The organism is Gemmatimonadota bacterium (assembly GCA_026702745.1).
In the GTDB taxonomy this organism is placed as follows: Bacteria; JAAXHH01; JAAXHH01; order JAAXHH01; family JAAXHH01; genus JAAXHH01.
In genome coordinates, this window is record JAPPBT010000046.1 from 16,334 (window position 1) to 41,908 (window position 25,575).

At 61.9% G+C, this 25,575-nt stretch carries 21 protein-coding genes and 1 tRNA gene; 11 read left to right on the forward strand and 11 right to left on the reverse strand.

Annotated elements, in window-relative coordinates:
- Window positions 1-21 precede the first annotated feature (21 nt).
- The 4 genes from OXH56_06805 to OXH56_06820 all read right to left on the reverse strand — a co-directional run bounded on the left by OXH56_06805 (window position 22) and on the right by OXH56_06820 (window position 3,426).
- The gene (locus tag OXH56_06805; GenBank protein ID MCY3555019.1) at window positions 22-1,023 is read right to left on the reverse strand and encodes an alpha-ketoacid dehydrogenase subunit beta; all 1,002 of its coding nucleotides are present in this window, start codon (window positions 1,021-1,023) and stop codon (window positions 22-24) included.
- Window positions 1,010-1,939: a thiamine pyrophosphate-dependent dehydrogenase E1 component subunit alpha gene (locus tag OXH56_06810; protein ID MCY3555020.1), complete on the reverse strand. Its 930-nt coding sequence runs from the start codon at window positions 1,937-1,939 to the stop codon at window positions 1,010-1,012. Before OXH56_06810 ends, OXH56_06805 begins: the two co-directional genes overlap by 14 nt.
- Window positions 1,940-2,183: 244 nt before the next feature.
- On the reverse strand, window positions 2,184-2,819 hold the full coding sequence (locus OXH56_06815; GenBank protein ID MCY3555021.1) for an energy-coupled thiamine transporter ThiT: 636 nt from the start codon (window positions 2,817-2,819) through the stop codon (window positions 2,184-2,186).
- The gene (locus OXH56_06820) at window positions 2,773-3,426 is read right to left on the reverse strand and encodes an LON peptidase substrate-binding domain-containing protein (GenBank protein ID MCY3555022.1); all 654 of its coding nucleotides are present in this window, start codon (window positions 3,424-3,426) and stop codon (window positions 2,773-2,775) included. Before OXH56_06820 ends, OXH56_06815 begins: the two co-directional genes overlap by 47 nt.
- 308 nt (window positions 3,427-3,734) lie before the next feature.
- Between OXH56_06820 and OXH56_06825 the strand changes: the two genes are divergently transcribed.
- From OXH56_06825 to OXH56_06835, 3 genes are all read left to right on the forward strand, one after another.
- Window positions 3,735-5,375 (forward strand): methylmalonyl-CoA mutase family protein, encoded by a 1,641-nt coding sequence (locus OXH56_06825; GenBank protein ID MCY3555023.1) that lies wholly within the window; start codon window positions 3,735-3,737, stop codon window positions 5,373-5,375.
- Window positions 5,376-5,399: 24 nt separating this feature from the next.
- Window positions 5,400-6,581: a PLP-dependent aspartate aminotransferase family protein gene (locus tag OXH56_06830; protein MCY3555024.1), complete on the forward strand. Its 1,182-nt coding sequence runs from the start codon at window positions 5,400-5,402 to the stop codon at window positions 6,579-6,581.
- A gap of 219 nt (window positions 6,582-6,800) precedes the next feature.
- Window positions 6,801-7,319 carry a MarR family transcriptional regulator gene (locus OXH56_06835; protein ID MCY3555025.1) on the forward strand — a complete coding sequence of 173 codons (519 nt, stop codon included), beginning with the start codon at window positions 6,801-6,803 and terminating at the stop codon, window positions 7,317-7,319.
- On the opposite strand, the gene OXH56_06840 is transcribed toward OXH56_06835, so the two are convergent.
- Both OXH56_06840 and OXH56_06845 read right to left on the reverse strand, forming a co-directional pair.
- Window positions 7,291-7,362, reverse strand: a tRNA-Gln gene (locus tag OXH56_06840). The genes OXH56_06835 and OXH56_06840 overlap by 29 nt on opposite strands.
- 4 nt (window positions 7,363-7,366) lie before the next feature.
- Window positions 7,367-7,765: a hypothetical protein gene (locus tag OXH56_06845; GenBank protein ID MCY3555026.1), complete on the reverse strand. Its 399-nt coding sequence runs from the start codon at window positions 7,763-7,765 to the stop codon at window positions 7,367-7,369.
- A gap of 285 nt (window positions 7,766-8,050) precedes the next feature.
- Between OXH56_06845 and OXH56_06850 the strand changes: the two genes are divergently transcribed.
- From OXH56_06850 to OXH56_06870, 5 genes are all read left to right on the forward strand, one after another.
- Window positions 8,051-9,733 (forward strand): ABC transporter substrate-binding protein, encoded by a 1,683-nt coding sequence (locus OXH56_06850; GenBank protein MCY3555027.1) that lies wholly within the window; start codon window positions 8,051-8,053, stop codon window positions 9,731-9,733.
- A 41-nt stretch (window positions 9,734-9,774) separates the two neighbouring features.
- A complete protein-coding gene (locus tag OXH56_06855; protein ID MCY3555028.1) occupies window positions 9,775-11,571 on the forward strand; it encodes an ATP-binding protein in 1,797 nt (598 codons plus the stop codon).
- 15 nt (window positions 11,572-11,586) lie between these two features.
- Window positions 11,587-12,936: a sigma-54 dependent transcriptional regulator gene (locus OXH56_06860; GenBank protein ID MCY3555029.1), complete on the forward strand. Its 1,350-nt coding sequence runs from the start codon at window positions 11,587-11,589 to the stop codon at window positions 12,934-12,936.
- Between the two features lie 57 nt (window positions 12,937-12,993).
- Window positions 12,994-13,851 carry a glycosyltransferase gene (locus OXH56_06865; protein ID MCY3555030.1) on the forward strand — a complete coding sequence of 286 codons (858 nt, stop codon included), beginning with the start codon at window positions 12,994-12,996 and terminating at the stop codon, window positions 13,849-13,851.
- A gap of 215 nt (window positions 13,852-14,066) precedes the next feature.
- A complete protein-coding gene (locus tag OXH56_06870) occupies window positions 14,067-16,688 on the forward strand; it encodes a TonB-dependent receptor (protein ID MCY3555031.1) in 2,622 nt (873 codons plus the stop codon).
- A gap of 10 nt (window positions 16,689-16,698) precedes the next feature.
- Here OXH56_06870 and OXH56_06875 read toward each other — a convergent pair whose 3' ends face one another.
- The gene (locus OXH56_06875; protein MCY3555032.1) at window positions 16,699-17,100 is read right to left on the reverse strand and encodes a VOC family protein; all 402 of its coding nucleotides are present in this window, start codon (window positions 17,098-17,100) and stop codon (window positions 16,699-16,701) included.
- Window positions 17,101-17,118: 18 nt separating this feature from the next.
- Window positions 17,119-19,149 carry a ribonuclease catalytic domain-containing protein gene (locus OXH56_06880; protein ID MCY3555033.1) on the reverse strand — a complete coding sequence of 677 codons (2,031 nt, stop codon included), beginning with the start codon at window positions 19,147-19,149 and terminating at the stop codon, window positions 17,119-17,121.
- 185 nt (window positions 19,150-19,334) lie between these two features.
- On the opposite strand from OXH56_06880, the gene OXH56_06885 reads away from it, so the two are divergent.
- Window positions 19,335-19,973 carry an MBL fold metallo-hydrolase gene (locus tag OXH56_06885; GenBank protein ID MCY3555034.1) on the forward strand — a complete coding sequence of 213 codons (639 nt, stop codon included), beginning with the start codon at window positions 19,335-19,337 and terminating at the stop codon, window positions 19,971-19,973.
- 184 nt (window positions 19,974-20,157) lie between these two features.
- On the opposite strand, the gene OXH56_06890 is transcribed toward OXH56_06885, so the two are convergent.
- The 3 genes from OXH56_06890 to ahcY form a co-directional block, all read right to left on the reverse strand.
- Window positions 20,158-21,390 (reverse strand): DegT/DnrJ/EryC1/StrS family aminotransferase, encoded by a 1,233-nt coding sequence (locus OXH56_06890; GenBank protein MCY3555035.1) that lies wholly within the window; start codon window positions 21,388-21,390, stop codon window positions 20,158-20,160.
- A 3-nt stretch (window positions 21,391-21,393) separates the two neighbouring features.
- Complete coding sequence (locus tag OXH56_06895) at window positions 21,394-22,017, reverse strand: hypothetical protein (GenBank protein ID MCY3555036.1); 624 nt, start codon at window positions 22,015-22,017, stop codon at window positions 21,394-21,396.
- A 65-nt stretch (window positions 22,018-22,082) separates the two neighbouring features.
- Window positions 22,083-23,525, reverse strand: coding sequence for an adenosylhomocysteinase (gene ahcY, locus OXH56_06900; GenBank protein ID MCY3555037.1), 1,443 nt, complete (start codon window positions 23,523-23,525; stop codon window positions 22,083-22,085).
- Window positions 23,526-23,829: 304 nt separating this feature from the next.
- Between ahcY and OXH56_06905 the strand changes: the two genes are divergently transcribed.
- Window positions 23,830-24,096: a hypothetical protein gene (locus OXH56_06905; protein MCY3555038.1), complete on the forward strand. Its 267-nt coding sequence runs from the start codon at window positions 23,830-23,832 to the stop codon at window positions 24,094-24,096.
- Between the two features lie 59 nt (window positions 24,097-24,155).
- A complete protein-coding gene (locus OXH56_06910; protein ID MCY3555039.1) occupies window positions 24,156-25,511 on the forward strand; it encodes an Nramp family divalent metal transporter in 1,356 nt (451 codons plus the stop codon).
- Window positions 25,512-25,575: the final 64 nt, after the last annotated feature.

Sequence of the window (25,575 nt, forward strand, 5' to 3'; positions counted from 1 at the left end):
GGTCTAATCCGCAGTCTCGGTTCAGACGGCAACGTCGTGGAAAAGTCCCTGGACGGTCTGGACCAGCTTCGCCTCGTCGGGGATGGTTTCCGGTTCCAGACCGGGACTGAAGGGTACGGGGACGTCCATGGCCCCCACGCGCTTCACGGGGGCGTCCAGGTAGTCGAAGGCCTCGTCGGCGATGCGGGAGGCGAGTTCACCCGTGACTCCGTAGCTCTGGTAGGCCTCGTCGACCACTACGGCGCGGCTGGTCTTCTCGACGGAACGAATGATCGTGTCCATATCGAGGGGTGAAAGCGTCCTGGGATCCACCACCTCCGCGCTGATACTTTCCTTGTCCAGCATGTCCGCGGCCTTGAGCGCGGTGTGCACCATGCTCGAGGTGGCGACGAGGGTCACGTCCGACCCTTCCCGCTTTATGTCGGCCACGCCGAAGGGTATGGTGTAGTCGTCGTCATCGGGTACCGGCCCCTTCAGGGCATACATCATCTTGTCTTCGTAGATGACGGTGGGGTTGTCGTCGCGGATGGAGGTCTTGAGCAGGCCCTTCAGGTCGGCCGGCGTGGAGGGGATGGCCACCTTGACGCCGGGTATGTGAGACAGCCAGGCCTGCAGGCTCTGTGAGTGCTGGGCCGCCGAGGAACGCCCCGCACCGATCGTGGTCCGGATCGTCAGCGGCACCATGGCCTGTCCACCGGTCATGTAACACATCTTGGCCGCCTGGTTGACGATCTGGTCCATGGCGATGGTGATGAAATCGCCGAACATGATTTCGACGATGGGCCGCATGCCCGTCAGGGCGGCGCCCACGCCGGCGCCCATGATACCCGCTTCCGAAATGGGCGTGTCCCGCACCCGGTCATCTCCGAACTCGTCGAGCAGCCCCACGGTGACCTTGAAAACGCCGCCCGCGGCGGCTACGTCCTCACCCATGAAGAAGACGGTCTCGTCCCGACGCATCTCCTCCGCGATGGCCTCGCGGACCGCCTCGCCATAGGTGATTACCCGCTCAGGCGTAGACATGGTCGGTCACCTCGTCGGCCGCGGGATAGGGGGATTCGTTGGCGAAGGTCACGGCGTCTTCCACCCGCTTCGTAATTTCCGTGTCGATGGATTCGAGTTCCGCCTCGTCGACCATGCCCGCCTTCAGCATGCGCCGGGCGAAGCGGGGGATGGGATCCTTCGCGAGCCAGGTGTCCGTCTCTTCCTGGGTCCGGTAGGTCTTTTCAGGGTCGCCGTCGCCCACGTGGTGCCCGCGGTACCGGTAGGTCTTGTTCTCAATCAGGCACGGACCCTCGCCGGCCCGGGCCCGCTTCACCATCTCCACCGCGGTCTCGTGCACCGCGACGGCGTCGTTGCCGTCCACCACCATGGCCGGCATGTTGAACCCCGCGGCCCGTTCGGCCACGTGTTCCCTGACGGCCGTAACGTCGCTGGCGGCCGTGTATTCTCCGTAATGGTTGTTTTCGCAGACGAACAGGACGGGCAGCGACCAGATGGAAGCCAGGTTGGCGGATTCCAGGAAAGCGCCCTGGTTGATGGCGCCGTCGCCGAAGAAGCACACGGCCACCTGCCCGCTGCCGCGCATCTTGCCGCTCAGGGCCGCGCCGGTCGCCATGCCCATTCCGCCCCCCACGATTCCGTTGGCGCCCAGGATACCCAGGCTCATGTCGGCGATGTGCATGGTGCCGCCCTTGCCGCGGTTGTAGCCGTCGACCTTGCCCATCATTTCCGCCATCATGCGGTCTACCTTGCCGCCCTTCGCGATCAGGTGGCCGTGGCCTCTGTGGGTGCTGGTGAGGTAGTCGTCGTCGTTCAGCGCCGAGCAGATGCCCACGGCGGAGGCTTCCTGGCCGATATACAGGTGCGCCAGGCCGCGCATCAGGCCCTGGGTGTAGATCTCCAGCACGGCCTCCTCGAAGCGCCGTATGGTCAGCATTTTGTCGTAGATTTCCCGGCACAGCGGCTCGGGCAGCGGCAGCGTTCCTTCGTCGCTGGAGGTCGTGATCAACTCCAGGGATTCCGTCATGGACCCATCGCTCCTGAACAGTAGAGGCTAAAGGGAAAAACGGTTCGGACGAACTGTGACATAATACGGGAGGGCCGACGGCCAGGCAAGAGGAAAATACCTGCGTCGAAGCGTCGTGGATCCTGCTCGATTCCAGCGGTTTCCACGCCCGCGCTCACCGGGATTGTTCCGGCGCGAATCCACGATTGAGCCGGCGGACCAGCGGCGGGGCGAAGAGGATCATCAGGATTGTCTCGGGAACGACGACGCTGGCATTGTAGAGCAGGGCGTAGAGCCACGGCGCCGTCCATTCCTGGAGCAGGGGGGAGAGGGTGACCCCCGTGTAATCCCGGATCAGTTCGTAGACCTGCCGGTTCAGTTCCGGGGGCGTGAAGGCCGCGAAGTAGACCGCGCCGGACACCACGTGGCTTGCCAGGCGGAGTATGCCGGCCGCAAGGATGCCCACCCTGGGCCAGGAAGGAAAGAAGCCGATGTTCCCGATCAGCGCGTAGGGCAGCAGGTAATCCAGGAAGACCTGTATGGGATGTAAGATGACCGGGTCGAGGATCAGCGTGACCAGGCCCGCGGCGAGCCCCCCTGCCACGCCCGCCCTCGGTCCGTAGGTGATCGCCAGGTAGACCAGGGGCAGGATCTTGAGCGAAAGCGAGCCGCCCCACGGCAGCCGGTATAGACGGATGAACCCGAGGAGGACCGCGAGGGCCACGGCCACGGCCATGGCCGTCAGGCGGCGCGTGCCGGCGGTGCTATTCGCCGTTTTTGGATTCGCTTTCTTCGGGCTCGTGCTTGCCATGTCCGTTCATTTCGGCCACGCGCTTCAGTTTTTCCTGCTTGTCCAGTTTCTGCATCGTCACGAGGAGCGCCGTGTCGAGTTTCCTGATCCGTTCCGTGGTGGAAGTCAGTTCCAGCAGGGATTGCCTGTCCTTCAGGACCATGTCGATCGTCGACGCGATGATGAAGGAGAAGTGCACCGGATCGAATATGCCGCGGATGGCGCCCACGCCCCTGGTCTGCAGGCGGATCATTTTCTGGTAGGCGTTCAGGACCTTCTTCAGGAGATCGGAGGGGATGTCCTCGTTCTCGTCGTCGAAGTACTCCACGACGGCTTCCAGGTAGGACTCGCGGTTCAGCACGTCGAGGACCCGGAAACGCCTTCGGCCCTCGGTGAGGATATCCATGGAACCGTTCTCGAACTGTCTCAGTATCTGCGTGATCCGGGCCGTGCAGCCCACCTGGCACAACTGGGTTTCATGGAGGAGGAGAATGCCGAATTCCGTTTTCTCGTGGATGCACTTGTGCACCATTTCCTTGTAGCGTGGTTCGAAAATGTGAAGGTGCAGAGGCATGCCCGGAAAGAGCACGGTATTGAGCGGGAAGAGCGGTATCTCGGGAGTGTTCATAACCTTACTGGAAGTTCGGAATTCGAGATAATGACGTAGCCCAAGGTTGAAGTGGATGACGAACGCGGCACGGTGGGCGGCGAATCCTGAAATCGCCGCGTGCGAATATCGCGATCAAAAGTGTGATCTGGTCATGCGAATCTTAACCGGTCGGTGTCGAAAATGTCAACGGAATTCAGCGGTTCCCGCCGGTAGCTGAAGAGAGCACTTCCCGCTTGACGACCCCCTGGCCACGGCTATATTACGGTGTTGCTAACGGGTGTAACTGAGTTAGTTTTGACGCAATTAAGTCTTGCCTGGCGGACGCTATGAACGGAATCGAAAGTAAGTCGAAGGAAGCTAAAAACGGGGGGCGGCCCCTGCGCAAGCCTTCCTTCACCAATATCTCCGGATCTCCCGTTGAAGGGTTGTATACGGCCGGCCGGCCGACCGATGCCGGGTATCTGCAGGACGGAGGATATCCGGGCCAGTACCCCTACACGCGCGGGATCCACGCTTCCCTGTACCGTGGCAGGCCCTGGACCATCCGGCAGTTCTCCGGCTTCGGTTCCGCGGCCGATTCCAACGCCCGTTTCAAGTTTCTCCTGGAACAGGGCCAGGACGGCCTGTCGGTGGCCTTTGACGTACCGACGCTGATGGGGCTGGATTCGGATCACCCGTCCTCCGAAGGCGAAGTGGGCGTCTGCGGGGTCGCCATTGACTCGCTGGATGACATGGAGACCCTGTTCGGCGGCATTCCGCTTGACCGGATCAGCACGTCCATGACCATCAACGCCCCGGCCGCCGTGCTGCTGGCCATGTACCTGGCCCTGGCGGAGAAAAGAGGCATACCCTGGACCGGATTGCGGGGCACGCTGCAGAACGACATTCTGAAGGAATACATCGCGCAGAAGGAGTGGATCTGTCCGCCGGCCTCCGCGGTAAGGTTCGTATCCGATTCGGTGGTTTTCTGCACGGAGCGCGTACCTCAGTGGAACCCTGTCAGCATCAGCGGTTACCACATTCGGGAGGCGGGCTCGACGGCCGCCCAGGAACTGGCCTTCACCCTGGCGGACGGATTTGCCTACGTCGACGCCTGCATGGCCTCCGGTCTCGAAGTCGACCGCTTCGCTTCCCGGCTGTCCTTCTTTTTCAACGCCCACATCGATTTCTTCGAAGAGATCGCCAAGTTCCGCGCCGCCCGAAGGATCTGGGCGCGCCACATGCGGCGGCGGTACGGCGCCCGGTCCGAGCGATCCTGGATGCTGCGATTCCACACCCAGACTGCCGGGTGCAGCCTGACCGCCCAGCAGCCGGAGAACAACATCGTGCGCACGGCCGTGGAAGCGCTGTCCGCGGTGCTGGGCGGCACGCAGTCGATGCATACCAACGCGCTGGACGAAGCCTACGCGCTGCCCTCGGAAAAGGCGGCCCGCATCGCCGTGCGGACCCAACAGATCATCGCCCATGAAACCGGCGTGACCGACACGGTCGATCCCCTGGGAGGATCGTACTACGTCGAGTCCCTGACGAACCGGCTGGAAGAGGAGGCCGAGGCCTATTTCAAGAAGATCGACGGCTACGGCGGCATGGTCGGGGCGATCGAAGCGGGCTTTCCCCAGCGCGAGATCATGGCCGCGGCCAACCGTTACCAGTCGGAGATCGAGAACAGGGAACGGATCATCACCGGCGTAAACGATTTCGTTACTCCCGACGACCCGGACCTGGAGACGCTTCGCATCGACCCCCGCATCGAAAGGGAACAGCGAAACCGCCTCGACGCGGTGCGGCAGCGTAGAGACGGACCGGCGGCCCGGCGCGCCCTCGATGACCTGGGTACCGCGCTGCGGAACGGGGAGAATGTCATGCCGACCATGCTGGCCGCGGTGAAGGCCTACGCCACGCTGGGGGAGATCGTGGGCGTGATGCAGGAAGTGCACGGCTTGTACGAGGAACCCGTAGTTTATTAACGACCTTAAAGGAAACCGATTCACATGCCGCGTAACAAAAAGGGGCTGTCCACACGCTCCGTGCATGGCGGGGAACACCGCGACAAGCCGTTTTCGTCGGTGACCAATCCCATCGTCCAGACCTCCACCTACGTCTTCCAGAATACCCGGGAGTTGATCGACTACACGACGGGAGAGGTCGACCGGGAGGAATACGGTCGCTACGGCAACCCCACCAAGTCGGTGGCGGAGCGCAAGATCGCCGAGTTGGAAGGCGGTGAGGACGCCGCCCTGTTCTCTTCGGGGATGAGCGCCTTTACATCCGTGCTGCTCGCCATGCTCTCCTCGGGCGCCCACGTGATCGTCATGGACGAGTGCTACCGGCGCAGCCGCCAGTTTTGCCGGCAGATCCTCCCGCGATACAACATCGACGTGACCTTCGTCAAGACGGGCGATTATGATGAACTGGCCTCGGCGATCACCGGGAAGACCCGGCTTATCGTATCTGAATCCCCCACGAATCCGTACCTGAACGTGATCGACCTGGAGAAGGTTTCGGAGATCGCCGACCGGCACCGGGTGAAGGTACTGATCGACGGCACGTTCGCCACGCCCTTCAACCAGAAACCCCTGGAATACGGGATCGACCTGGTCCTCCACAGCGCCACGAAGTACCTGGGCGGCCACAACGACCTGCTGTCGGGCGCCGTCGTGGGCAGCGCGCCGCTCATCGCGGCCGTCCGCGAGTTCCGCGACGTCACGGGGGGCATCGTCGATCCGCACGGCGCGTACCTGCTGATCCGCGGCCTGAAGACCTTCGCCCTGCGCATGGAACAGCACAACACGAACGGCCTGGCCGTAGCCCGTTTCCTGGAAGGCCATCCGCGCATCCGGAAGACGTACTATCCCGGCCTGGAAAGCCACGCGGGCCATGAAATCGCGCGCAGGCAGATGAGCGGTTTCGGCGGTGTGGTGAGCTTCGAGGTCGACGGAGACATGGATACGACCATCCGCTTCATCGACGCTGTGCGCATCCCCTACATCGCGCCGAGCCTGGGCGGCGTGGAGAGCCTGATCGAGCAGCCCGCCATCATGTCCTTCTATGAAATGGACCGGTCCGAGCGCCTCGAGATTGGCATCAAAGACGAACTCGTCCGTTTTTCCGTGGGGATCGAAAACGCCGACGATCTGATCGCCGACCTGGACCAGGCCCTGGGACAGATCTAGGCGCATCATGGGTGGCAGGTTCGAAGGGACGGGAAACCCGCGACCATCCGTTACCGTCCCTCAGTTTTCATCCAACATTCGATCCAACTTCCAGTATCAATTTTTCGATCGAGGCTGCTGGTTGGATTCGAATCGGTTGTTACTTTAGCAGAAATGTTTATATTCAAAGAATAGTCGTTTTCTTAATGTGATGCGTGAACCCATGTTTCCAGTCAGGCGATGATGCAGAGAAAACCGAAAACAGGCCCGGAAGGCAAGCTGATCGAACGGTTCGTATATGCGGTTGAACATCTGAATCGCTTGATGTTCAGCGGTCGTATTACAGAACTCAGACGCCTGCACGTGAATGCGCACCAGATGAACACCCTGTTCCTGCTGGGATACTTCGGCCCGTTGAAAATGAGCGATATCGCGAGCGAACTGGGCACTTCGATCGCCCACACGACGATCATCGTGAAGAACCTGGTTCAAAAGGAGTACGTTAAGCGAGGCACAAGTCCGACTGACCGCAGGCTGATTATCTGTGAACTGACCGATCTCGGCAGGAAAGCTACGGAAGTGTTCTTGAGTCACGCTCGACAGCGTGCGTTACAGATCGCAGAGAGGTGGGATGCGGAGAGTCTGGAGTCCGTGGTGGATTCGTTGGAGTTGTTGTGGCAAACCGAAGACGAAGTACTGAAAACAGCAGGGGCCGATTCAAAGCAGCAAACTCCGGGGCCAGGACTCGAACCTGGATAGCCAGAACCAAAATCTGGTGTCCTGCCAATTGAACGACCCCGGAATACTCACGGTCCGGTCGGCGTTACGGACCGGAATTCCTCTACACGCCACGCGATTTCACACGCCCCCGTCTGCGCGTTTCTTTCGGCGCGGTACCGGAGAATGGTATCGGCGGCGACTTCCACCGAATTGCGGTCGACACCCGAACAGGTAGGGGATTCCACCGACAGGATGTGCGTCCCGGGCTTGACCGACCGGAACTCCGTGTACGCGCCTACCGGCAGTTCCCTCGCGTCCCCCGCCAGGTCGACCCGAATGGCTTCCGTACTCTCCAGCGTGTTGTAAACGGTCAGCACAAAGGTGTCTTCGCCCCCGCAGGCCGCATGCACGAATGCCGCGACAAACAGGGCAGCGACGCAACCGGCTCGCTTTCGCGTTGACCCTGAGCCGTTGAATCCATCCATAAACAATACCCGATACCGTTGCCCCGAATACCGCGGTGCCCGCGGCCCGGCTCAATCTACCCGGCCGGCCGCCGCGTGTCAATTGGAAGTTGGGCACCGGTCCGTATTCATCACCGGTCCGTGTTGGCCATCGGTCCGTGTGGGCCGATTGTCCGCGACAGCCGGCATCCCGCATTGACTCGTGCCCGGGGCCGTAATCTGCTTGACAGGCGGTCCAGTCGATATTAAAATGCTGACACTCACACGATCCCCCCGACAGATCAGGTAACACAGGGCGGTGTTTTCATGCTGAAGACACGGCATATCACAGTCAAACACCCGCTTGCCTTCACGTTGATCCTGGGCCTGTTCCTGCTCTCAATACCAGAGGTGGTCCTCGGCCAGCGTTTGGTGCGTCCTGAGCTCCAGGACCGACTGGACCGTTTGGAACCCCAGGAGCGCCCGGACCAGGATGGCAGTACGGTCACCATCGGCAAGGTGGCCGTCGGCGATCTCACCTTCCACCCCCTGTTCAACAGTCTCGGCGTGGAGCGGGAGATTGCCTCGCTGATCTATGGCGAAGGCCTGCTACGCGTGGATGAATCGGGTACGCCGTCGGACGGGCTGGCCTATCTGCCCTTCAAGCTGTCAAACGGCCGCGACTGGGTGTTCCGGCTGAAACAGGATATAGAATTTCACGACGGGGAGCCGATGACGGCCGCCGACGTGATTTTTACGTACACGCGATACAAGGCCGCCCGGGTGTACGATCCCGTCTTTCACCGCTATTTCCAGAACATCGAACAGATTTCCGCCCTCGATCAACAGACCGTCCGGATCATCATGAAGTCGCCGATCGAAGCCTTTCCCAACCGGCTCGCAACCCTGCCCATACTGCCCAGGCACCAGATGGGCCCCGGCCTCTTCGCCGACGCCGGCGCGCACCTGGAAACGACACGGCCCATCGGACTGGGTCCATACCGGGTCGCGTCATGGCCCGTCCACGATACGGTGACGCTCGAGGCCAATGAGACCTGGCACCAGGGCCGCGCGAACCTGGACCGGGTGGTCTACCGGTTCTACCCCACTTCGGAATCCCTGCAGGCGGCTTTCATCATGCGGGAAGTGGATCTCATCGAAGTGGAACGCGACGGCACGCTGAAGGACCTGAAACGGGCGCGCTTCGATGCGAAGATACAGGCGATCGTGCCCGGAAGCCGCGCCTTCTCGGCGGTATTCTACAATCACCGGCATCCGCTGCTTGCGGATTCGGCCATCCGGCGCGCGCTGACCTACGCCACCGACCGCCAGCGCATCCTGGAAGAGGTGCTCGTGCGCGGCGCCGGGGTGCTGGCCCAGGGTCCCATACACCCGGATTTCGAGTTCAAGGGCGGCGACATGGGACTCAATTACCGTCCGCGCGAGGCCCTTGAACTGCTGCGCCTCCAGGGTTGGGGGGACGGCGACGGCGACGGGTTCCTGGACCGGGAGGGACAGCCCCTCCGGTTCGAGCTGCTGTTCCCAAGGGGACAGACTTCGGCCGAGAAGACGGTGCGTGTCGTCAAGCTGAACCTGAACCATATCGGCATCCAGGTCGTTCCCGTGCCCGTTACCCAGAAAGAACTGGTCCAGCGGCTCGGTATCGGCAGCTACGACGCGGCGCTGTTCGTGCAGGATTTCGAGCCCACGGCAGACGATCTCTACGCCGTATTCCACTCTGAGAGCATTGGCCTGGGGAACATGCTCGGTTACAGGAACCGCCAGGTCGACCGCAACATAAACTTCCTCTTCGGGCTGCCCGACCAGTATCGGGCCGGACCGGTCTATCAGCAGCTCGAAATGCTCTTGATCCAGGACCAGCCCTGCATGTTCCTCTACTTCGTGGATACCCGGTACATCGCGTACGATCCTACCTTGAAAAACCTGGGCCGCCCAGGTGAAGCGCTCCGGTCGCCCGCGGCCTGGATTCGAGCCGAAACCGCTCCTTGACGGCGCGCAATTCCATGTTTCCCAGAAACTTACGAGAAGGTTTGTGGCCACGGCTGCTCGTGTCCCATATCGCGCTGGCCACCATTCCGGTGCTGATCGTCGGACTGCTTCTGCTCGCGACGGCCCGCCGTTCGATCGAAGACACGGTGGCGGACGGCAACCTCGAGGTCGCACGCCGGGCGAGTAACGAAATCCGATTGTATATCGAACAGGCGCAGCGCGTGATCGATCTCGCCGCGGACAATATGGACATGATCGACGCGACGGACGCGGTATATCAGCAACTGATCGACAACCTGGTCATCCGGCAGGATTTCCTCAGCGAACTATCCGTGCTTGACCTGTCGGGGAGCGAGTGGCTGACCACGCGGCTCGAAGGGCCGTTGCAGGCACGCCCGGACCTGGTGCTTCCTGTGGAAGACGGCACTTCGGTCTCCCCGGTATTCATCGCGGACGACGGCCTGCCCGCGGTGACGATCACCGTGCCCGTACGGCGTCTCGACGAACACACGGGATACCTCGCTGCGCGGGTAAGCCTGAAGGACATGTGGGACCTGGTGGACAACATACAACTGGGGGAGGGACAACGGGAGGGGTTCGGGAATGCCTACGTCGCGACCGGAACCGGCCGCCTGATTGCCCATCCGGAACGGGAAAGGGTGTACCGCCAGGACGATTTGACCGGCTCTCCCGTCGGCACGGCGCTGGGTGAACAGCAAAGCGGCACGCTGGTCTACACCGGGGCGTCGGGGGAAATGGTCGCTGCCTTCGCGACCGTCGCGCCGATCGGGTGGAAGGTCGTCATCGAACAACCGGCGGACCGGGCCTTTGCCAGGTCCCGGGACATGATCCTGGGCATCAGCGTACTCATGGTGATCAGCGCGGCGGTCGCATCGCTGATCGGTATCCTCGTCGTCCGGAAAATCGTCCGACCGATCTACGAACTGGTGCGTGGCGCGCAGTTGTTCGCCCGGGGCAGGCTGACTCATACCATCGAAACACCGGGCCATGGCGAACTGACGACCCTGGCCCGTGAGTTCAACCAGATGGCCCGCGAGCTGCTGGAGAAGGAACGCCGCCTGAAACAGGCCGAGCGGCTTGCGACGCTGAGCAAGTTCGCTACCATACTCTCCCACGAGATCCGGAATCCGCTCAATTCCATGATCATCAACCTCAGGATCCTCAAGCGGGACATGGAGAAGCAGAACGGCGACCTGGGTAACCGGGGCGGGCACTATGAGAAAGTGATTTCGGAAATCTGGCGTATCGACAGCCTCGTCGAGAACTTCCTGAATTACGCCCGCCCCCCCGAACTGGTGCCTTACCCCCACGACATCAACGAGGTGCTCGACGAAGTCGTCGCGACCCACCAGGGCACGGCACAGGAACGAGGCGTCCGCATCGTCACCCGGTACCGGGACGGCGCAATGCCGGTATCGGTCGATGTCAACCAGATCAAGCAGGTGTTTCTGAACATCATGCTGAACGCTTTCGATGCCATGGAGGCCGGAGGCACGCTTACGATCTCCACGGAGCGGGCGCCGCCCCTCAACCGCAGCGACCTGACCCTGGAAGGTTCGGGGGACAGCCCCCGGATCAACATAAAATTCGAAGATACGGGAAGGGGTATTGATCCCGGCCGGCTGGATCGTATATTCGAAGTGTACTACACGTCCAAGTCGACCGGAACGGGCCTTGGCCTGCCCATCGCCCAGCAGATCGTGGAGAAACACGGGGGCGTGATCCTGGTCGAAAGCACGCCCGGCAAAGGAACGGCCTTCACGCTGACCCTGCCGGCGCTGGAAGCGGAAACAACCGGGTCTTCCGCCGGACAATAGGAACAGAGGTCACACATGGAACGCATCCTGATCGCGGAAGACGACCGGAACACCCGTGAAGGACTGGTCGAGCTGCTGTCGGGCGAGGGGTACGACGTCACGGGCGTGGCGGACGGGGAGCAGGCCTATGAGACGGCGCGGAACGGCCGTTTCGACGTCCTGCTCACGGATATGAAAATGCCCCGGGTCAACGGCCTGAACCTGATCAAGCGCATGACCGGCACTTCGCCGGATACGAGTATCATCATGATGACGGCCTTCGCCACCGTGGAGACGGCCGTCAAGGCCATGCGCGACGGCGCTTTTACCTACCTGACCAAGCCGGTGAAGTTCGAGGAACTGCTCGCCACCATAGAAGGCGCGCTGCAGGAGAAGAAGAACCGAAGGAGCATGGATGCTTCACCCAAACCGCCTTCCATCCCCGCCCCGGATATCATCGGCGAAAGCGCTCAGATCAAAGACATCTTCGACCGGGTGGAGAAGGTCGCCCGGGCCAATACGACGGTCCTGCTGCTCGGTGAAAGCGGTACGGGCAAGAGCCTGATCGCCCGGGCAATCCACGCCAGAAGCTACCGGAGGGAACATCCGTTCGTGGATGTAAGTTGCGCTTCCATTCCCGAAAGCCTCCTGGAAAGCGAACTTTTCGGGACCGAAAAGGGGGCGTATACCGGCGCGCTAAGCACGACGCGCAAGGGGTATTTCGAGCGGGCGGGCGGCGGGACGATCTTCCTGGACGAAATCGGCGAGATAAGCGGAGCCGTCCAGGTCAAGCTGCTGCGCGTGCTGCAGGAACGCCGGTTCGAACGACTCGGCGGCACGGAACCGCTGCATATCGACGTCCGGGTAATCGCGGCCACCAACCGCAATCTGGAGGACGCGGTAGCCGAGGGGCGCTACCGGCAGGACCTCTACTACCGGCTGAACGTCATACCCATCGTGGTGCCGCCTCTTCGCGAACACCGGGACGACATCCCGCCGCTCATCGACTACTTCATCCGGAAGTACACGCGGGAGAACGGACTAGGCGACAAGTACATCTCCGAAGAAGCCCTGGAGATCTGCACGAGGTACGACTGGCCCGGGAACATCCGGGAAGTGGAGAACGCCATCGAAAGCGCCGTCGTATTGAGCGACGGAGAACGCATCCTGCCGGAACATCTGCCCGGCTTTCCCCACGCGTCCACGCTAGAATCGGCCGCGGTCCCCGTCCAGGGTTCGCTCAAGGACTCCAGGGGAGAGGCCGAGAAACATCTCATCCAACAGGCGCTGCTGAAATCAGGCGGAAACCGGACGCGCGCGGCGGAGGCCCTCGGCGTCACGGTCAGGACCATTCAGTACAAAATCAAGAAATACGGCCTGCATTGACGGGTACAGGGAAGGTGCTGTTCCTGTCGACGAGTACGCGCCGTCATCTGGTACCGTATGGAATCGAAAAACCGCCCCGTCTCCGTCGTGATTCCCACCTACAACCGGGAAGACAGGCTGCCGTCGGCGATCCGGTCCGTCCTTGAGCAGACGGCGCCGCCGGCCGAGATCATCGTGGTCGACGACGGTTCGACGGACGGTACCCCCGCCCTCGTCCACGCTATGCCGGAAGTACGGTACCTTCGCCAGGAAAACCAGGGCGTGAGCGCGGCCAGGAATCACGGCATCCGCGCGGCGGAACACGACTGGATCGCCTTGCTCGATTCCGACGACGAATGGCTGCCCCGCAAGGTGGAAAGACAGTGGGACGCGCTGGAACGCGAGCCGCAGTTCAGGTTCTGCCATACTGATGAAATCTGGATCCGCAGGGGCAGGCGGGTCAATCCCATGAAAAAGCACGCCAAGCACGGCGGACACATCTTCCAGCACTGCCTGCCCCTGTGTGTCATTTCTCCTTCCTCCGCGCTGATACATCGTGCGTTGTTTGAACGCTTCGGCATGTTCGACCCGGAACTGCCGGTCTGCGAAGACTACGATCTGTGGCTGCGCATCTGCGCGCGGGAACCGGTGCTTTACGTGGACGAACCCCTGCTGTTGAAGTTCGGCGGCCACGAGGACCAGTTGTCGCACGCGTACTGGGGCATGGACCGTTTCCGCATCCGCGCATTGGAGAAGCTGATTCACAGCGGCGCGCTGGAAGGCGAGGCCCTGACCGCCGCCCTGGATACCCTGTACCGGAAAATCGACGTATACGCCGCCGGCGCGGAGAAGCGGCGCAGGTTCGAGGAAGCCGATCGCTACCGGGACAAGAAACGGCGTTTCGAGGCCAGCTACGCCGGTTCTGCGGGCGGCTGAGCCTATGCAAATCCTTTCACATCGTTCCGAAGGGGTTTTCCGGTTCGCACCCGCGTTACGCACAGATTCTCCGCTTTCCGAGCGGTTTGAACCCGAAATTCCACGTTTTTAAACGTTTCCGGCAGAAAATGCGTGCGGTAAACGCCTGTCGGCATGTTATTTGCGGCCTGTTAATGATGGATGATTGTATCCAACTTGAGAGAAACTGGAGGCCTATGAAGCGCATTGCTTTGCTGATCGTTTTTTTATGCGGACTCGTCCCGGGTTCCGCCCTGGCCGTCACCTCCGGCAAGGTCACGGGGTTTGTGCGGGACGCGGCGACCGGTGATCCACTGGCCGGCGTCACGATTCGCGTCGAGGGCACCGATTCACGGGCCATTTCCGGCTTGAACGGGGAGTATTTCATCCTCAATGTTCCCGTGGGCGCGTACCGGCTCGCAGTGCAGATGATCGGCTACCTGCCCGTCCGTACCCAGGTGCTGACCATAAACAGCGACCGCACCACGCGGATCGATTTCGAGCTGGAAACGACGATGCTCGACCTGGCCGAGCCCGTTACCATTACCGCGCGGAGGACTTCCGTTCGGTCGGACCTGACCGCTTCGAGCGAATTGATCGTCCCCCGGGAAATCGAGTCATTGCCCGTAACGGATTTGTCGGACCTGATCTTTCTCCAGAACGGGGTGGTCCGCGACGCCGAGGGCGGCCTGCACGTACGGGGCGGCCGGGCGAACGAGATCTCCTACTACGTGGACGGCGCCACCCTGGAGGACCCCCTGCTGGGCGGCATGGGTACACATATACCCCTGGCTTCGGTCGAGGAACTGGTGGTCAACCGGGGCGGCTTCAACGCGCAGTACGGGGAGGCCATGTCGGGCGTCGTCAATATCGTGACCCGCGAGGGGAGCGGTCCCCTGTCGGGCACCTTCAGGGTCGCGACGACGCTGCAGTCCCAGTATGACCTGGAGGCGGGAAGTTACGACGAAACCGCGGCGGGCCGGGGAGGTCGCCTGGAGGGGACGCTCAGTGGCGCGCTGCCCTGGTTCGGGAACCGTGGCGGCTATTTCCTTTCGGGCCAGGTCCTGAGCGACGGGCACCATATCCCCCACAACAGCCGTTCGCTGGCCACGGTGGCGGGAAACCTGGTGTTCAAGCCCTATCCCCTCATGAAGCTGAAGATCAGCGGTCACTACTTCCGTCAGCGCCATTTCCAGTATGACCATCGCAATCAGAACGGGCTTTCCTACGATTTCAATCCGGACGGACTTCCGGAAAGACAGGCCGGCAGCCAGGCGCTCAACCTGTCGGTCAGCCAGAACATCAGTCCGCGACTCTTCTATACCGCGCGGTTTTACAGGTATGCCACCAACAGCATCCTGTTTCCCACCATGCTGGCGGACAGATATTGGTCGGAGTGGCCGGGCTATTCGGTGGACGATCATGGTCAATACAACGGATCGATCTACGAGTCCACCCAGTTGCCGTCCGATCGATACGAGGGACTGCCGTTCACGGAAGGCAACGACTTCTTCCCGCTGTACCGGGACGCCCGGGCAACCTATTACGGCGTAAGAGCGGACCTGAGCGGGCAGGCTACCTACTGGAACCAGGTCCGGGCGGGCGTCGAAGCGCAGTGGTACCGGCTGGACTGGAACGAGCGGTCGTTCCTGCAGGCCGTACCGCAGGGGCAGAGGTACATCGTCAATCCCGTGGAAGGCGCCCTGTACTTTCAGAACAGGGTGGAGTTGAACCGGTTGATCGTGGACGCCGGGCTTCGAATGGATTACCTGGACACGAGCCAGCGGTTTTTCGTCGATCTTCCCTCGGGCCAGGCCGCGCAACGGGACAACTCGACCAAGTTAAGGCTGAGCCCTCGTCTGGGCGTTTCCCACTCCTTCACGCTGCGAAGCCTGCTCCGGTTCAACTACGGCTACTTCTACCAGCCGCCGGAGTTCCGGCATGCCTATACGAACCTGCGGCGCGACTTCAGCGGCGAATCCCCGCGTCTGGGGAATCCCGATCTGTCCCCGCAGAAGACCGTGGCCTATGAGTTCGGCCTGGAGCATATGCTGTCCGAAGACGTCCGCGTCGGGTTCACGGCATCCTACAAGACCATCTCCAACCTGACGTCGACAGCGCAGGTCCAGTATCCTGGTGGGATGTACTACATCTTCAACAATGCGGACTTCGGTTCTGTGCGCAGCGTGGAACTGATCGTGAAACGGGACGTGTCGCGCGTTGTTTCCGGTTCCTTCAACTACACCTATTCCATCGCCCGCGGAAGCGCGTCCACGCCCCAGGAGCACGCGGAGCAGGCCAGGCCGACCGGCTCCACAGATTCCGCGGAAAGAGGCTATTTCCCGCTCGCCTTCGACCAGCGGCACACCCTGAAAGCCGTGGTGAACGTGCTCGCGCCCGAAACGCTGGAGAAACGCATACTGGGCGTACCGCTGCGGGGATGGGGGATGTCCCTGGTCGGTTACTTCGGCAGCGGCCTGCCCTACACGCCGACCAACGCCCTGCGTGAACGGACGGAAATCGAACGGAATCAGGCGCGGTTGCCGGCCTTCGCCAACCTCGACCTGCGTCTCAGGAAGCGCTTCAGGGCCGGCCGGTTATCGTACACGTTGTTCTCCGAAGTCCGTAACGTGTTCGACCGCCGGAACGTCGTCAGCGTCTACGCCAACACGGGCCGTCCGGGAGACGACGGATATACCCTGGAGTCGTTTACGGGCCGGTCGGAGGAGTTCGTCCGGCTAAGGCGCCTGTTGAGCCTCGATCCTCAGCAGTACGCCCCACCCCGGGAGATCCGGCTCGGTTTCGAAATCGGCTTCTGAAGTCTCGATCTCAGAGCGGTTTCGCCCGCTGTACCAGTTGCAGCGGCGCGCCTTCCGGATCGCGGAAGAAGAGCAGGATGTTCTCCCCGGCCCGGGTCGGCGGACCTTCCAGCATTACCCCCTTCGATTTCAGCACGGCAACCGCTTCGTCCATGTCATCCACGTTGAAGGCGATATGCACGTGGGAGGTCCGGATATCGGAGAGTTGCGTGTCATCTCCATCGGGCATGGAAATGATCTCGATGAAACAGGTGCCGGCGGGATCCCGGACGAAGTAGAAGTTCGCGTCGTTCCCCGGGTTGTTGAACTTGAGCGCGATTTCGAATCCCAGCACGTCGCAGTACCACTTCGCCGCGGCGTCCGTGTCCCGGTAGGCCACGGCTACATGCTCCAGTGAACGTATCTTTACCAAGGAAAAGCTCCTTCCGGTTCAGGAGTGATCTGTAACCTGCCGCAATCTCAGCGTACCCGACCACGGGTCGATTGCGACGGGCGTCAACACGAGTTCTACACCCGGTGAAGGCCTGCCCTCCACCTTGACCGCCATCCGCGTTCCGAAATCCGGAAACTCGACCAGGATGTTCCGTTCCCGCGTCTCGAGGACGATCGCCCGGATATGCACGTCTTTCTGTTGCTCGAGGAGTTTGAGCAGCCAGTACCATTCCCGCCTGGCCTGGATCTTGTTCAGTATCCTGCTGCGTTCGAGGGCGGACAGTTCATCCATCATTTCGTCGGCGTCGTAGGACGGGGACCCTTCCGCCAGGGCCGCCCGCAGCTGCCGCTGGAGGACCAGGTCGGCATAACGCCGGATCGGCGACGTGATCTGGCAGTAGGTGTCTACCCCCAGCGTGGCGTGCGGACCGGACTTCAGGCTGAGTTCGAGGGGCTTCATTTTTCTCAGAACCAGGAAGCGCCAGACCGCGTCGTGCTCCGCCTGCTCCAGGTCGCCCAGGTCGGTCTCGGCCTGGGTACGATAAACCGCGGGTATGTCTCGGCTGGACAGATAGGCCGCGGCGGTCCGGTTGGCGAGGATCATCAGTTCCGACACGATGTGTTCGGACCGGGTGGAAGTGTCCCGGCGCACAATCCGGATACGTTTCTCTCCGTCTACCTTGATCGAGATTTCGCTGCGCTCCAGGTCGACCGCGCCCTGGTCGATGCGACGCTGGTAGAATACGTCCACCGCCTGGTTCAGGATCTGCAGCACTTCTGCGTACGGTTGCTCAGTCGTCCCCAGCAACCGGTTGGCTTCGTCGTAGGACAGCCTTGCCCGATTGACGATCAGGGTCGGCTTGATCCGGGAATCCAGCAGATCGAAGTCCGATGACAACGTGAAAAAGAAACTGATTGCGCAGCGTTTTTCGCCCTCGAGCAGCGCACAGTGGTCCTGGGAGAGACTGGCGGGCAGCATGGGTATGTGCCGATCCGGCAGGTAGAGGGACGACATCCGCTCCCGTGCCGCGAGGTCCAGGACCGAATCGCGGGGAACGAGGTCCGCCACGTCGGTAATATGCACGCCGATCCGGTAGCCGTCCTCGGTCCGTTCCGCGGAGAGGGCATCGTCTATATCCTGCGTGGACGCATCGTCTATCGACAGGATCGGCAATCCGGTCAGGTCTTCCCGGCCGGACTCGGAGGACCGGCAGGCCGCGGCATAGTCGAGCACCTCGTTGGAAAACTCGGTCGGTATCTCGTAACGCAGCAGATCGAGGTTTTCGTCTTCGTCCCAGTACCCCTTGCGCACCATGACATCGAAAACGGACCGCTGTGGATCGCCGCCCGCCAGGGTGGGCAGTTCCTTCAGCAGGATCCGCACCTGCTCGATCGCGTCGCATTCGTCGCCCTGAACGACGTACTCCCGGAGATGGGACAGCCAGCGTTTCTGGCGGTTCGTCAATGATTGGAGATCCTGTTGGTTTACGTCCGCGAGCCAGCGGTCGAAACCTTCCCGCTCGGCGTCCACGGCGCGCTGGCGGGCCTCCTTGTCCAGGATGCTACTGACCTGGTCGGACGTGCGGGACGTGAAGCCGTTGTCCCGCGCGCAGAAGTACAGGCACTGGCGGCTCAGGTGCAGCTGCATGGCCGCCCGTTGTTCGGGCGACCCAGGTTCGCCCCAGTACAGTTCACCGATATCTTCCGCGGTGAAAACGGTGGGATCGTCCTTGAGGATCTCCCAGACCTCTTCAAGGTCGAAGGAAAGGGCCTGGTCCTCGATTTGTCGCCGGACGGCCAGCATTTCCGGCAGGTCGCGGACCCGGATATCGGTATACCGTACGATGGGATCCGTCGAGAGGTCCATGACCCGGTTGGCGGAGGTCGCCACCTTGAGTTTCTTCCGGGAAACCGCCTGCAGCATGCCGATCTGGATCTCCCCGTGATGACGGAAGATGATCAGGTCGCCGATATGCACGGAGCGCTCGTTTCTATCGGATTCAAGCCGTTTGAACACGCGTGTTTTCATGCATTTATCCTGCGTCAGGGGCGGGTCGAAGTCAAGCGAATTCACGGGCGGTGGGTAACCGGTTGACTTCATCCCGCCGATGGGATATCATGCGGGAAACCGAGTTGCGACGGCTCGGGGCACAGGCGATACACAAGGGACCGTGACGACATTCAGGGGAGAAGGTCGATTCGAGAGGAACGAGGATGATATTCGAACAGATTGAAAACGGGGGCGACCGGAACTTCGGTTACCTGGTGGCCGACGAGAAAACCAGGAAGGCGGCGGCGGTGGACCCCTCCTACCGGCCCGAATACTACATACGACGCGCGGGTGAACTGGACGTGGAACTGGCCTGCATCATCTGCACCCATTCCCACCATGACCACGTAAACGGCAACGACCATCTGATCGAGGAACTGGGCCTCGACGTGGTGATGTACCGGGATGCGGAGTATTTCTACGATATCGAAGTGAAGGATGGGGAGATCTTCAGACTGGGTGAACTCGAACTGGCCGTGATCCACACGCCCGGCCACTGCGAGGACGGCATGTGTCTCCTCGTGGAAGACAAGCTGATTACCGGGGATACGCTCTTCGTGGGCAAGGTGGGCGGCACGGCCACCGAAGAGGAAGCGCGGAAGGAATACGACAGCCTGCGGCGCCTGATGGAACTGGACGACGGGATCGGGGTCTACCCCGGCCATGACTTCGGTGTAAATCCTACTTCGACCATCGGTTACGAGAGAAACAACAATCCTTTTATCCTGCAGCCCACCTTCGCGGATTTCCTGCATCTCAAGGAAAACTGGCTCGCCTACAAGCAGCAGCATAACATCCCGTAGATCACCGCGAAAACCGCATTGACCCTCTGTCGGATTCAACGCTCGACCCGCATCGCCCCGGCGCCGGATTCCCGCGGCGCCGGATTCAACGCTCGACCCGGATCACCCCGGCGCCGGATTACCGTGGCGCCGGATTCAACGCTCGACCCGGATCACCCCGGCGCCGAATTACCGCAGCGCGGGATTACCGCGTAGTTTCCAGCCCGGATGCGACCTTCCGCACGGCGCCGGCCACGTCGTCGATGTCCCCCTCGGTGTACTGTTCGTTGAAGGAGAGCATCACGAGTTGTCCGAGCAGTTCTCGGGTTCTTGGACACAATTCGTCCGCATGCTCGAAGGTGCGGTCCGTGTACGGGCTGAAAAAGGGGAAACGGGAGTCTCCGTAAGTACGGTGATCCGCGAGCGCCGCCGAACACTGGAAAATCGGATCGCCGATGTACCCGGCGCTCGCCCCGATCCCCTCGGCGTTCAGCGCCCGGGCGAAGGTTTCGTTCGGATACCCGGTGACCCGCATCGGGTAGGACCAGTAACTGTGCGTTGCACCCGGGGTAACCGGCGCCGGCACGATGCCGTCGAGGTGCTTGATCCCCTCGGACAGCCGGCTGCCGAGGCGGTTCCTCGATGCGACGACCGAGCCCACTTTTTCCAGCTGGGCCAGTCCCACCGCGGAATGGAGTTCCGTGATACGGCAGTTCATGCCCAGCGGTCCGTACATGCGCGATCCCGATCGATCCCGGTCGTAGTGCTTGTCCGCGAAGCTGCGCATACAGCGGTCCAGGGCGTCGTCGTTCGTGATGGTCATGCCGCCGTCCCCGGTGGTCATGTGCTTCGACTGCTGGAAGCTGAAGCAGCCGATGTCCCCGTAGGTACCCAGCAGCCGTCCCCGGTAACGCGTCAGGTGCGCCTGGCAGCAGTCCTCGATGAGCGGAATCCCCTTGCGGCTTGAAATCTCCGCCAGGGCCTCCATCCGGCAGGCGTTACCGAAGAGGTGTATGGCGATGATCGCCCGCGTCCGCGGCGTGATGAGCCGTTCGACCTCCTCCGGGTCCACGGTAAGCGTCTCCGGGTCCGTGTCCGCGAAGACCGGCACGGCGTTCTGGTACAGGATCGGGATGATCGTGCCCAGGTCGGTGATCGCGCTCGTGATGATCTCATCGCCAGGTTCAGGGTTTACCGCGCCGATGGCGACATGCAGGGCGGCGGTCCCCGAAGTGGATCCGATGGCGTGACTCGCACCGTAGGCTTCGGCGAAACGGCTTTCGAACAGCGGGGTGAGTTCGCCGCCCCAACGAAAGAGGTTCTGGGAACGCAGTGCCTTCGTGACGAGTCGTATTTCTTCGTCGCCGAATGGCGTCCTGGCAGGAAAGGGGCGGGATTGCGTATCCCGGTAGGGCGATCCGCCGTGGAGGGCTAACATGGGCTACAGGTCCACCCGGTACCGGCACTTCCACTTCGTGTCCCACCGGTAGAGCGGATCGCTCGGGGGAATCGGGACGGTCTCCACCAGCGTGGAACCGATGATCTCGCAGGTCCTTCTGGATGCCGCGTTCTCCGGATTGCAGGTGATCCAGAGCGGGTTGATCCCGTGTGCCCGGGCGAGCGGCAGGATGAGCAGGCAACTGCGGGCGGCCAGCCGGTGGCCTCGATAGGGCGGGTCCACGGAGTATCCAATATGGCCGGCGTACTTCTCGATGTGCTCCGTATTGCCGATGCGCAATGACAGCCTGCCCATCGCGGTGGCCGGGCGATCCGGTTTGTCAGGGCGGTCGAGGAGGTCCTCACGATCGAGTACGCCCGGTCCGCCTGGTCTGCCCGGCCGGTCCGGTCGGGCAGATCCGTCCGGTCCGTCCAGGCTGTCCGCACGAACCATGTCGAAGATGTACTCGGGAACGATGCCGCGACGCGCGTCTCCCGGCAACGTCCCGTGGAGCCGTAATCGTAGATCTCCGTCCACAAGCACGCCCGGTTCGTGAAATTGAAACGGGACGTCATCGACCTTGAATCGGTTCCTGAGGGTGGCAAAAAACAGACTGAGGTTTTTCATCGAGAACGGTGGACATCCCCTGCGAATTCACGGGGAAGGCTGATGGTCCACGCCCCTTTAGCCCGTCAGTATCGATAATGATCGGGTTTGTAGGGGCCTTCGATGGGGACGCCGATGTAATCCGCCTGGTTCCGGGACAGCCGGGTCAGCTTCACGCCCAGTTTCTGAAGGTGCAGCCTGGCCACCTCCTCGTCCAGGTGTTTCGGCAAGGTCGTCACGCCGGTTTCGTGCTCGTTGAGCCGCAGGTCGATCTGCGCGATCACCTGGTTGGTGAAGGAACTGGACATGACAAAGGAAGGGTGGCCCGTGGCGCATCCCAGGTTCACCAGTCTGCCCTCCGCGAGCAGGAAAACGGCGTGCCCGTCGGGGAATACATACTTGTCCACCTGGGGCTTGATGGGCTGTTTCACGATGCCCGGAAACTCGTTCAGCGCGTCCACCTGGATTTCGTTGTCGAAGTGCCCGATGTTGCTGACGATGGCCTGGTCCTGCATGCGCTCCATGTGCTCGACACGGATGATGTCCCGGTTCCCCGTCGTCGTAACGAAGATCTGGCCCTGGTCCAGCACGTCTTCGATGGTTGTCACCTCGTAGCCTTCCATGGCGGCCTGCAGCGCGCAGATGGGATCGATCTCCGTGATCACTACGCGCGCGCCGAATCCCCGCATCGACTGGGCGCATCCCTTGCCCACGTCGCCATATCCGCAGACGACGACCGTCTTCCCTGCGACCATGACGTCGAGGGCGCGCTTGAGACCGTCCGCGAGCGACTCGCGGCAACCGTAGAGGTTGTCGAACTTGGACTTGGTCACCGAATCGTTGACGTTGATGGCCGGGAACAGGAGCTTGCCTTCATCCATCATCTGGTACAGCCTGTGGACGCCCGTGGTCGTCTCTTCGGAGACGCCGCGTATGTTCGCACTCATGTCGTGCCAGAATCGCGGGTTCCGGTCCAGCTGCCGCCGGAGTATTTCGTTGATGATCTGCAGTTCCCGGTTGTCCGTGGGTTCATCCAGGATGGAGGGGTCGTCCTCGGCCTCCACGCCGCGGTGAATGAGGAGCGTGGCATCGCCGCCGTCGTCCACGATCTGCGTGGGTCCGGTCTCGCCGTCGAAAGTCAGCGCCTGCAGCGTGCAGGCCCAGTATTCCTCCAGGCTTTCCCCCTTCCACGCGAATACGGGAATGCCGTCGTCCGCGATGGCGGCCGCCGCGTGGTCCTGGGTCGAAAAGATGTTGCAGGAAGCCCACCGAATCCCGGCACCGAGGGCCCTGAGTGTCTGGATGAGCACGGCGGTCTGGATCGTCATGTGGAGGGAACCCATGATCCGCGTGTCCCGCAACGGCTGTTCGCGGGCGTATTTCTCGCGGACGGCCATCAGCCCGGGCATTTCCTGTTCGGCGATGGCGATTTCACGGTGTCCCAGTTCCGCCTCGGACAGGTCGGCCACCTTGTAAGGCAGGCCGGAGTAGTCGGGTAACTCGATGGTGGTCGGCAAATCCTGCGCCATGTATACACTCCTTGATTCCAATATTGGGTCTGCTTTTGGGTCTGCGGTTACACAAAATCACTCTGAAAATCGCACCTCATTATACGAGGTAGCCTCCATAAATGCAACAACCACGTTATCCAACACCGGCCGATCGCGACGTTCACCTGAAATCACGCCGCCTGCCCGGTACCCGGCGCCGCAAAAATCGCTTGATCGCGATTCCGGTGCGTCTTATAGTCTGTCCCTACCACGACCATTCAACGCGCGGGTCGCCCCAGGACGGTCGACGCGGGCGGCACAAGGCATCGGACGCGGGGGTAGCATGATCGATCAGGATTTGCTGGACATACTGGCCTGCCCGGAAACCAAGGAAGAGGTGCGTCTCGCTTCCGATTCCGAAGTCGCCTCCATTAACGAAATGATCAGGGCGGGCGATCTAGTCAACCGGGGCGGCATGAAGGTGACGGAACCCATCGACGGCGGGCTGGTCCGGGCCGACGGCAAGTACCTCTATCCCATCCGGGAAGAGATCCCCATCATGCTGATCGACGAAGCAATTCCATTCTCCGCCGAGGTGGACGCATCCTGAACGGCGCCGCGCAGCGCCGAACCGGCCGTCTCAAATAAAAACCCCGTACAGGCAACCGCATGTCCCATGAATACGACCCTTACGCGCTGCTCCCCGAACATGTGAGAAAACCGCCCACCGACCGCTGGTCGACGATCCGCCAGCTGGGTCCGGGCCTGCTGTTGACCGGTTCCATCGTGGGTTCCGGCGAACTCATCGCCACCACGCGTCTCGGCGCCGAGGTCGGTTTCGTGGTGCTCTGGCTCATTCTCCTGAGCTGTGCCGTCAAGGTGCCGGTGCAGAGCGAACTCGGCCGCCACGCCATCGCCACGGGTCAGACCACTTTCGTCGCCTTCAACAAAGTGCCGGGACCGCGCCTGCGGGTATCGTGGCTCGTTTGGGGAAGCTTGCTGCTCCTGCTCTGGAGCACGATGCAGGTCGGGGGCATTTTCGGTACAATGAGCCTGTCGCTGGACCTGATCTTCCCGGTTTTCGGAAACACCTCCTGGCTGATCATACTCACCCTGGTCGGCATGGGACTCGGTCTCGTAGGCCAGTACATGACGCTGGAGCGGATCACCACCATCCTGGTCGCTCTCTTTACTTTCACCACGCTGGCCAGCGCGCTGCTCCTGTTCTGGACCCCCTATGCCGTTTCTCCCCAGGCGCTCCTGGACGGGTTGCGGTTCGCCCTGCCGACGGACGGCGCCGTGACGGCATTCGCCGTCTTCGGCATCACCGGCGTCGGCGCGTCCGAACTCCTGCTCTACCCGTACTGGTGCGTGGAAAAGGGATATGCCCGGTCGGCCGGACCCAGGGACGGCAGCCCCGACTGGCGGGCGCGCGCCCTGGGATGGATCGGCGTGATGAAAAAGGACGTGTGGCTTTGCATGGTCATCTACACGCTGGCCACGCTTGCCTTCTTCTTTCTCGGCGCAGCTGTGCTTCACGCCCAGGGCATGGTGCCCGAGGGTTTCGGCACCGTGCAGATACTCTCCGGCATGTACACGGAAACGCTGGGGAACTGGGCGTTCTACCTGTTCGGCGTGGGCGCTTTCGTGGTCCTCTTCTCGACCTATTTCGTCACCATCGTGGGCCAGTCGCGCATGCTGGCGGACGCCCTTTCGGTTCTGGGTTTCGTTACCTATGCCCGGCCCAACGACCGGCAGCGCGTCGTGCGGGTGATCGGCGTCCTGCTGCCCCTGGTTTATCTCGTCCTCTACGTTCTGTGGTCCGCGCCGGTCACCATGGTGATTATCGGCGCGCTGATGCAGACAATCCTCCTGCCGGCCATCGGGTGGGCGGCGCTGTACTTCAGCCGGACGACGGCGAGGGAAGCGGGCGTTCCCCCGTCCCGGCTCATGCTGGCGGCGCTGACGGCCGCCACGCTGGTCATGGCCGCTTTCGCGATCTATGCGGTGTGGGTAAGGTTCTAGATCGAGCGCTCGTCAGGCCAGGCCGGAATCCTGATCGCGGCCGTGGCCCGTGCAGGGACGCGGC

Bases quoted from the DNA above. Each gene is read 5' to 3' on its own strand.
- OXH56_06805 (MCY3555019.1), bottom strand. From the start codon at position 1,023: ATGTCTACGCCTGAGCGGGTAATCACCTATGGCGAGGCGGTCCGCGAG.
- OXH56_06810 (MCY3555020.1), bottom strand. From the start codon at position 1,939: ATGCTGACCATACGGCGCTTCGAGGAGGCCGTGCTGGAGATCTACACC.
- OXH56_06815 (MCY3555021.1), bottom strand. From the start codon at position 2,819: ATGGCAAGCACGAGCCCGAAGAAAGCGAATCCAAAAACGGCGAATAGC.
- OXH56_06820 (MCY3555022.1), bottom strand. From the start codon at position 3,426: ATGAACACTCCCGAGATACCGCTCTTCCCGCTCAATACCGTGCTCTTT.
- OXH56_06825 (MCY3555023.1), top strand. From the start codon at position 3,735: ATGAACGGAATCGAAAGTAAGTCGAAGGAAGCTAAAAACGGGGGGCGG.
- OXH56_06830 (MCY3555024.1), top strand. From the start codon at position 5,400: ATGCCGCGTAACAAAAAGGGGCTGTCCACACGCTCCGTGCATGGCGGG.
- OXH56_06835 (MCY3555025.1), top strand. From the start codon at position 6,801: ATGATGCAGAGAAAACCGAAAACAGGCCCGGAAGGCAAGCTGATCGAA.
- OXH56_06845 (MCY3555026.1), bottom strand. From the start codon at position 7,765: ATGGATGGATTCAACGGCTCAGGGTCAACGCGAAAGCGAGCCGGTTGC.
- OXH56_06850 (MCY3555027.1), top strand. From the start codon at position 8,051: ATGCTGAAGACACGGCATATCACAGTCAAACACCCGCTTGCCTTCACG.
- OXH56_06860 (MCY3555029.1), top strand. From the start codon at position 11,587: ATGGAACGCATCCTGATCGCGGAAGACGACCGGAACACCCGTGAAGGA.
- OXH56_06865 (MCY3555030.1), top strand. From the start codon at position 12,994: ATGGAATCGAAAAACCGCCCCGTCTCCGTCGTGATTCCCACCTACAAC.
- OXH56_06870 (MCY3555031.1), top strand. From the start codon at position 14,067: ATGAAGCGCATTGCTTTGCTGATCGTTTTTTTATGCGGACTCGTCCCG.
- OXH56_06880 (MCY3555033.1), bottom strand. From the start codon at position 19,149: ATGAAAACACGCGTGTTCAAACGGCTTGAATCCGATAGAAACGAGCGC.
- OXH56_06885 (MCY3555034.1), top strand. From the start codon at position 19,335: ATGATATTCGAACAGATTGAAAACGGGGGCGACCGGAACTTCGGTTAC.
- OXH56_06890 (MCY3555035.1), bottom strand. From the start codon at position 21,390: ATGTTAGCCCTCCACGGCGGATCGCCCTACCGGGATACGCAATCCCGC.
- OXH56_06895 (MCY3555036.1), bottom strand. From the start codon at position 22,017: ATGAAAAACCTCAGTCTGTTTTTTGCCACCCTCAGGAACCGATTCAAG.
- ahcY (MCY3555037.1), bottom strand. From the start codon at position 23,525: ATGGCGCAGGATTTGCCGACCACCATCGAGTTACCCGACTACTCCGGC.
- OXH56_06905 (MCY3555038.1), top strand. From the start codon at position 23,830: ATGATCGATCAGGATTTGCTGGACATACTGGCCTGCCCGGAAACCAAG.
- OXH56_06910 (MCY3555039.1), top strand. From the start codon at position 24,156: ATGTCCCATGAATACGACCCTTACGCGCTGCTCCCCGAACATGTGAGA.